This is a genomic window from Stenotrophomonas sp., assembly GCF_059505245.1.
Genome location: NZ_JCACKF010000002.1, coordinates 63036 through 70002, shown reverse-complemented (window position 1 = coordinate 70002; position 6967 = coordinate 63036). Strand labels below are relative to the sequence as shown.

Below are 6967 nucleotides of genomic sequence, written 5' to 3'. Positions count from 1 at the left end.
CCAAACGCAAACGCGGATCTGTATTGCTGTGGGTTGGGCGGGGCGGTGTGGGCTTGCAGGACACGCCGTAAACCCGTCCCTGGGGGCTCGATGGCGCCATCCATGGCGCCAACGGTCCTGCTGCCCCACACCGCCCCACCCCCGACAGTTTCCCGGTGACGGTGGGTCAACCGCGACTGCCGGTGGGTGTCGACCTTGGTCGACACGGTCGATCCACGCCATGGGTGGATACAGAGCGAAGCGATCCGCTTCCGCTTTTGATCTTCTCTTTCTTTTCCGTGGTGGACGCACACGGAAACTGTCCGTGGCCGGGCGGGTGGGCTGCGCAGGGGCGTGAGCCGCATGGATGCGGCGACCGAGCTTACATGGACGTACTCGCAGCGACCCCTGCGCAGTCCACCCGCCCGGCCTATCCCATGACCGACAAACGCCGCCCACCACGAGGGGCGGCGCCGTTGGCTGGAAACCTAGATCGGTGCCAGTGCGGTGAACGGTGCCCAAGGCAGGTTGCGCAGCAGCGCATACCCGGGCAGCACCCAGAGCCAGAACATGGGATTGGCCAGTACCCGCATGAGCGGGTCGAGCACGCGCGGCCGGATGCCGGCGACGTTCAGCAGCATCAGCAGCAGGAACGGCAGGCTGATGACCAGCAGCGGGTTCATCGCCATCGCGCCGGGCAGGTCGAAATGGACCAGTGAATACAGGCAGCGGGTGCTGCCACAGCCCGGGCAGTACAGGCCTGTCAGCGCGTACAGCGGGCAGCTCGGCAAAGGATTGCCGGCGACATACGGATTGACGTTGCGCAGCACCACCGCGGCACCGGCGGCCAGGCCGGTGGCGGCCAGCAGCGGTGCCCAGCGGGCGAATCGGGAGCGGGCGGGAAGTGCGGACATTGCAGCAACGGATCCGGCGCAGGCGCCGGATCCGTCCACGCGGATCAGTAGCCGCTGTTGTTCATTGCACCCATGCCGCCGACAGCGACGATCAGGATGCCGTACAGCACGCCGACCACGACGGCGGCGATGGCCGACCAGATCGCCCACTTCTTGGCCTTGGCGGCGGAGTCCTGGGCACCGGCGATGTCGCCAGCGGCCAGCTTGCCGTTGACCTGCGCGGCGTAGACGATCGACACGATGCCGGCCGGCAGGCAGCAGAACAGGGTGCTCAGGATGGCCCAGACCAGATTGTTCGGGACCTGCGGAGTGGCGGTGTTCATGGGTTCAAGCTCCTTGATGGGTGGTGGTGGTGAATCATTGGTCGGAAAGAGCGCCCAGTACGGCCAAGCCGCCGAACAGCCCGAACCACAACAGCAACAGGACCGGCAGGGCCACGGCCGAAGCCACCGCCCACCAGCCCGCCTTGCGCGACGCACTGTAGGCCCCCGGCAGGTCGCCGGCGGCGCGGCGGCCATCGACCTGGGAGGCATAGACGATCGACACCACGCCCAACGGCAGGCAGCAGAACAGCGTCGTCAGGATCGCCCAGACCAGATGGTTGGGGATGTAGACCGGACGGCTGAGCGGTGGCGGTTGATTCAAAGCAAGACTCCATTCCTTGGTGGCCGGCCATGATGAAACGGCCGAACCTCCCCCCTGTGGGTGCGTAATCTACCTCAACCCGCGCTGCATGTATGCGGTTACAGTCAGATACTGGCCGGTATGGCCCTTGATCTGACGCATCTGACGGACCTCTGCGATGCATCGGAGGGCGAGGATGGGGGCTTGTCGCTGGGACGGTCTACCCGTGTCCGTGCGGTCGATCAGGCGTGATCACCACGCAGGGCCCGCACCTGGGCCTCCAGCACCGGGGCGCTGGTGGTGCGGCCATCCACGGCCGGTGCCGCCACCACCTCGACCGTGGCGCGGAAACGACGCGGCACCCGCATGCGGCCAAGGCGGCTGTCGCGGCGGCTCCACATGCTCGACCACATGCCGCGCAGCGCCATCGGCACCACCGGCACCGGCCGCCGCTCGAGGATCTTCTCGACGCCGGACTTGAACGGCGCCATCTGCCCGTCGCGGGTCAGCGCGCCCTCGGGGAAGATGCAGACCAGTTCGCCTTCGGCCAGCGCCGCGTCGATCTCATCGAACGCACGCTGCATCAGCGCCGGGTCTTCGCGCGCCCCGGCAATCGGGATCGCCTTGGCGGTCCGGAAGATCCAGCGCATCACCGGGATGTTGAAGATCTTGTAGTACATGACGAAGCGCACCGGGCGCGGGATGGTCGCCGACAGGATCAGCGCGTCCATGTAGCTGACGTGGTTGCAGACCAGCAGTGCGGCGCCTTCGTCCGGCACGTTGGCCTCGATGCCGTGCGGGCGCAGCCGGTACAGGGTGCGCACCATCAGCCAGCTGAGGAAGCGCATCAGGAATTCGGGGACGATGGTGAAGATGTAGATCGCCACCAGGGCGTTGGCGATGGCCAGCGCCAGGAACTGCTGCGGAATGGTCCAGTGCAGCAGCTTGTGGGCGGCCAGCGACAGCAGCGCCGCAGCGACGATGAAGCCCGAGTTCTGGATGTTCAGTGCGGCGAACACGCGCGACATCTGCGCCTTCGGCGTGCGGCTCTGGATCAGTGCGAACAGCGGCACCACGAAGATGCCGGTGAACAGGCCGATGCCGATCAGGTCGATGACGATGCGGATGCTGCCGGGCTGCTGCAGGAACGGCCCGATGGTCAGCCCGTGCACTGTCGCTTCGCCGCTGCGGGCGAAGTACAGGTCGAGCAGGAACGCGGTCATGCCGAACGCGCCCAGCGGTACCAGGCCGATTTCCACCGTACGTGCTGACAGCTTCTCGCACAGCAGCGAGCCGACGCCGGTGCCCACCGAGAACAGGGCCAGCGCGAAGATGTACAGGGTCGGCTGGCCGCCCAGGTTGGTCACCGCATACGCCGGCAACTGCGAGGTCAGCACGGTGCCGACGAACCAGAACCAGGACACGCCCAGGATCGAGTTGCGTACGGCTTTCTGCTGGCGCGCCATGCGCAGCACCGCCAGCGATTCCGGCAACGGGTTCCAGTTGATCTTCAGGTTCGGGTCGCCGGCATCGACCTTGGGAATCAGGCGGGCGGCAATGTTGCCGCAGATCGCCAGGGCGATGATCGCGCACGCGGCCACCACCGTGCCGTGACTGCCAGCCACGGTGAACATCAGGCCGCCGACGATCATGCCGGAGAGGATCGACATTGAGGTGCCCATCTCGACCAGGCCGTTGCCGCCGGTCAGCTCTTCTGGCCTGAGCACCGACGGCAGCACTGAGTACTTCACCGGGCCGAACAGGGTGGACTGCATGCCGGTGCAGAACAGCGCGACCAGCAGCACCGGCAGGCTCTGGGTGAGGAAGCCGGTGGCCGCCAGCGACATGATCACGATCTCCATGGTGGTGGTGATCACGATCAGTCGCGATTTTTCCAGTTTGTCGGCGATCTGCCCGGCCAGCGCCGAGAACAGGAAATATGGCAGGATGAAGATGGCCGGTGCCAGGGTGGCGTACAACCCCAGTTCTTCCTCCGGCACAGCCATGAACAGCAACATGCTGATGATCGCCTGCCGGTACACGTTGTCGTTGAACGCACCGAGCGCCTGGACCACGAAGAACGGCAGGAAACGGCGCTGGCGCAGCAGGGCGAACTGGTTGTGACCGGACATGGAACCTCCTTGACCGGCGCAGCCTAGCATTCCTTCCCCTCTGCTGTGGATGCGGACCTGTGGGTGCGGACCGTTGGTCCGCACACCTGCCAGCACTCTCAGACGATATCGTCGACCACGCCGCCATCCACGCGCAGCGCCGCACCCGAGGTTGCCGAGGCCTGCGGCGAGGCCAGGTAGACCACCATGTTGGCCACTTCCTCGACCGTGGCGGTGCGCTGGATCACCGAGGACGGCCGGTGCGCCATCACGAACTCACGGCCGATCTGCTCCAGCGGCTTGCCGCTGCGCTGGCGTTCATCCTCGAACATCGCCGCAAAACCATCGGAGAGGGTCGGGCCGGGCAGCACCGCGTTGACGGTGACGCCACTGCCGGCCACGCGCTTGGCCAGGCCGCGCGACAACGACAGCTGCGCGGTCTTGCTGACCCCGTAATGGATCATGTCGGCGGGAATGTTGCGCGCTGATTCGGAGGAAATGAACAGCACGCGGCCCCAGCCGGCATCGACCATTGCCGGTAGCAGCGCACGCGACAGGCGCACGCCGGACATCACGTTGGTCTGCCAGTAGCGCTCCCAGGTCGCGTCATCGGTCTCGAAGAAGTCCTGTGGGCCGAAGATGCCGGCGTTGTTGACCAGGATGTCGACCTTGGGCAGGCCGGCCAACAGTGTTTCGACACCGGCTGCATCAGAGAGATCGGCGGCGACGCCGAGCACGTCGGCTCCCGGCACGGTGGCGAGCAGGTGCCGGCGGGCGCGCTCGACGCTGTCGGTGCTGCGGCCATTGAGAATGACACGCGCACCAGCGCTGGCCAGTCCTTGGGCGATGGCCCGGCCGATGCCGGCGGTGGAGGCGGTGACCAGCGCGGTGCGGCCACTGAGCTCGATTTTCATGGCGATAGTCCGGAGCGGGGGGATTGCCCAGTATCCGCGCGGCCGCGTGATCGAACCGCAGCGCCAGGCGCAACGCGCCGTTGCACACGGCGCAATTGACCCATGCCACGCGTGGGTGGGATCTCCGATCAGCGATGAGGAGTCAGGTCAGGCTGGTCACCGCTTCATTGGCCGCTGCCCGCACCTTCGGCAGCATTCGCAGCACCAGCGCCATCTGCGTGCGGATCAGCTGCAGTTTCGGCGGCATCGCCTCGTCGATCTGCTCCAGCTCGGCGGCCACCGCGCGGTCGGCGTCGTTGTCATCGTCGGCGACCGGTTGCCGTGCGGTCAGCGCCGAGGCCAGTTGCTGCAGTGCCTTGCGCACGCGCTCGCCGGCCGCCAATGCCAGCGGGTCGCCCGCATAGCTGTCCACCTGGTCGCGATGCGCGCCCAGCGCCGACAGGTGTCCCAGCAGTGTGTTGGACAGCGCCAGGAAGCGGAAGCCGGCATCCAGATTGCGGCGCACATGGCCGGGCTCACGCAGCATGTTCGACAGTGCGGTGGACAGCGCGGCATCGGCATTGTGCATGTCGCGCCGCGCGATGCGGTAGGCCAGGTCGTCGCGCATGCCGCTGCGGTACTGGCCCAGCACCGAATCCAGGTAGCGAGCCGCAGTGTCCAGCACGCGTGCCAGGACGAGATGCAGCTGCCGGCCCTGCCAGTCGGGCAGGACCAGGAACGCGGCCGCCGCTGCGATCGCGCAACCCAGCACCGTATCGACCATGCGCGGCACGATCAGCACGAAGCCGTCGCCGATCAGGTTGAAGCAGGTCAGTGCCATCACCGTGATCGCCGCCGACGCCACCAGGTAGCGGTCGGTGCGGGTGAAGAAGAACAGAAGTGCAGAGAGCAAGGCGATCAGCAGCTGCACGTGCAGCTGCGGGAACAGCTGCAGCAGCGCCCAGGTCAGCACCAGTCCGGCCAGGGTGCCGACGATGCGCTGGGCCAGGCGTTGGCGGGTGGCGCCGAAGTTGGGCCGGCACACGAACACGATGGTCAGCAGTACCCACGAACCGTTCTGCGCATTGAACAGGCGGATCGCTGCAAAGCCGGCAATCAGCGCCAGCGCCATGCGCAGCCCATGCCGGAACAGCACCGAGCCGGGCGTAAGCTGCTGGCGGATGCGCACGCCCATCTCGCGCAGGGTGTGTGGGTTGCTGTCGCGCAGGCGGGTATCGACGTTGTCCAGGCTGGCTTCGGAGCGCTCGGCATCCAGCAGGCGCCGTTCGATGCTGCGCAGGTTGTGCACCAGCAGGTCCAGCGAGCCCAGCAGGCGCTGCCATTGTGGCCGCTGCTGGTCGCGCAGGTAGGCCAGCGCATCGGCCAGGTCGCGCCCGGCCTGCTGGTTGCCTTCTCCGTACACGAACGGACGGCGCAGCCGGATTGCCTCGCCCAGGCGGGCACAGGCCTGTCCCTGCAGGTCAAGCAGGCGCTGGCAGCGGTACAGCACGTCGCTGTGGAAGAACGCGTCCACCAGCGCGCCGTACGGGTAATGCGAGGAACTGGCGCGCTCGTGGAAATCCTGCGCCATGTAGTACAGGCGCAGGTAAAGGCCGGAGTTCACGCCGGGTCGGCCGGAGCGGCCGAAGCGGGCCAGGATCGCGGTCTTGGCCTCGTTCAGCGCGCCGACCACGCGGCGGTTCTGTTCGGCCAGGTCGAGCTGGCGACGTTGCAGGTCGGCTTCGCGCACCGGCTCGAACAGCGCGGCCTTCAGCTGCAGGTAGCGGCCCAGCTCAACGTACAGTCGCGCCACCCGCTCGCGGACCGGCCGGTTGGCGAACAGCGCGGTCCACAGGATCGACAGCAGGCCGTACCAGACCGCACCGGCCAGCAGGTGGCTGACCGCTTCCAGCGCACTGTGCAGGTCGCTGGCACCGTGCTGTTCCAGGCCGATCATGGTGTAGATCGCCAGCGTCACCGTGGCCTGGGCAATGGACGCATAGCGCTCGCCGAGCGCGCCGAGCAGGGTCAGGCCGAAGGTGGACAGCGCCAGCGCGCCGATGAAGATCCACGGCCACGGGAACAGCCAGATGACCGATGCTGCGGCAATGCAGAAGCACAACAGCGACAGCGCCACCGCCTTCGTCCGGCCCCACCAGTTGTCATCGGTTTCGGCGATGGCACTGGCGATGATGCCGAGGAACACGCCGGGCAAGGCGGTCAGCGCATCCAGCTGCCAGCACACCGCCAGCGCCGCGGTCAGGGCGATGAACACCCGCAGGCCGTAACTGGCCTTCTCGTGGGCCCACAGGCGGCTGAGGCGGGATTGTCGGGCGGACATGCAGGCTCGGTGGAAGGGTCTCCGACCATTATTGCGGGTGTGGGGTGAAGGGGACAGCCCGCGCAGGAATCCGGTAGTGCCGGCCGCTGGCCGGCAGATTTGCGG

Annotated in this window: 6 protein-coding genes; all 6 read right to left on the bottom strand. The window is 67.1% G+C overall.

Translation table 11 applies throughout. From position 1 onward, the window contains the following. Window positions 1–467: 467 nt before the first annotated feature. On the bottom strand, window positions 468–893 hold the full coding sequence (locus tag AC5JLE_RS01285) for a DUF2752 domain-containing protein (protein ID WP_197561964.1): 426 nt from the start codon (window positions 891–893) through the stop codon (window positions 468–470). Between the two features lie 44 nt (window positions 894–937). After that, complete coding sequence (locus AC5JLE_RS01280) at window positions 938–1216, bottom strand: CD225/dispanin family protein (RefSeq protein WP_014648653.1); 279 nt, start codon at window positions 1214–1216, stop codon at window positions 938–940. Window positions 1217–1250: 34 nt separating this feature from the next. After that, window positions 1251–1538, bottom strand: coding sequence for a CD225/dispanin family protein (locus AC5JLE_RS01275; protein ID WP_005419784.1), 288 nt, complete (start codon window positions 1536–1538; stop codon window positions 1251–1253). Between the two features lie 221 nt (window positions 1539–1759). Continuing rightward, a complete protein-coding gene (locus AC5JLE_RS01270) occupies window positions 1760–3649 on the bottom strand; it encodes an MFS transporter (protein ID WP_495233480.1) in 1890 nt (629 codons plus the stop codon). A gap of 98 nt (window positions 3650–3747) precedes the next feature. Continuing rightward, the gene (locus tag AC5JLE_RS01265; protein ID WP_014648651.1) at window positions 3748–4542 is read right to left on the bottom strand and encodes an SDR family NAD(P)-dependent oxidoreductase; all 795 of its coding nucleotides are present in this window, start codon (window positions 4540–4542) and stop codon (window positions 3748–3750) included. 142 nt (window positions 4543–4684) lie between these two features. Beyond that, the gene (gene yccS / locus AC5JLE_RS01260; RefSeq protein WP_014648650.1) at window positions 4685–6862 is read right to left on the bottom strand and encodes a YccS family putative transporter; all 2178 of its coding nucleotides are present in this window, start codon (window positions 6860–6862) and stop codon (window positions 4685–4687) included. Window positions 6863–6967 lie beyond the last annotated feature (105 nt).

Coding starts and splice junctions, on each gene's coding strand:
- AC5JLE_RS01285 (WP_197561964.1), bottom strand. CDS start 893: ATGTCCGCACTTCCCGCCCGCTCCCGATTCGCCCGCTGGGCACCGCTG.
- AC5JLE_RS01280 (WP_014648653.1), bottom strand. CDS start 1,216: ATGAACACCGCCACTCCGCAGGTCCCGAACAATCTGGTCTGGGCCATC.
- AC5JLE_RS01270 (WP_495233480.1), bottom strand. CDS start 3,649: ATGTCCGGTCACAACCAGTTCGCCCTGCTGCGCCAGCGCCGTTTCCTG.
- AC5JLE_RS01265 (WP_014648651.1), bottom strand. CDS start 4,542: ATGAAAATCGAGCTCAGTGGCCGCACCGCGCTGGTCACCGCCTCCACC.
- yccS (WP_014648650.1), bottom strand. CDS start 6,862: ATGTCCGCCCGACAATCCCGCCTCAGCCGCCTGTGGGCCCACGAGAAG.